This window comes from Pseudomonas sp. AM4(2022) (genome assembly GCF_036346515.1).
Taxonomy (GTDB): Bacteria; Pseudomonadota; Gammaproteobacteria; order Pseudomonadales; family Pseudomonadaceae; genus Aquipseudomonas; species Aquipseudomonas paracarnis.
This window is the reverse complement of the sequence record NZ_JAOTNW010000083.1, coordinates 1-343: the sequence shown is the minus strand read 5'-3', so window position 1 is coordinate 343 and position 343 is coordinate 1. Positions and strand designations below refer to the sequence as shown.

Annotated in this window: 1 protein-coding gene; it reads right to left on the bottom strand. The window is 56.9% G+C overall.

What is annotated here, in order from left to right; genetic code table 11:
- On the bottom strand, window positions 1–343 hold a 343-nt coding region (locus ODQ19_RS28080; RefSeq protein ID WP_330211847.1), incomplete at both ends, for an immunoglobulin-like domain-containing protein.

Below are 343 nucleotides of genomic sequence, written 5' to 3'. Positions count from 1 at the left end.
CTGGGTGCTCTTGTCGATGAACACGTCATCGGTAGGTGCAGGGACGGTCACGGTGCCGATGGTGTCGCCAGCTTTGATAGTGATCGAAGAACCGTTATCCAGCTTCAGGGTGACGTCAGTACCGGCCTTGTTGCTCAAGGTCGCGGTGTAGGTGATCTGGCCACCCTCGTTAACGGCACTTGGCGCAGTCAGCGTAACCGTGGTGGTGTTGTCGGTGCCTGGGGTATCCGTAACGGTGGTGTTCACCGCCGTAGTACCCGGTACCAGGTTCTCGAAATGCTCACCACCGGTCACTCCCTTGATAGCGGTGGTAACAGTTTGGTCACCTTTGTAGACGTCGTTT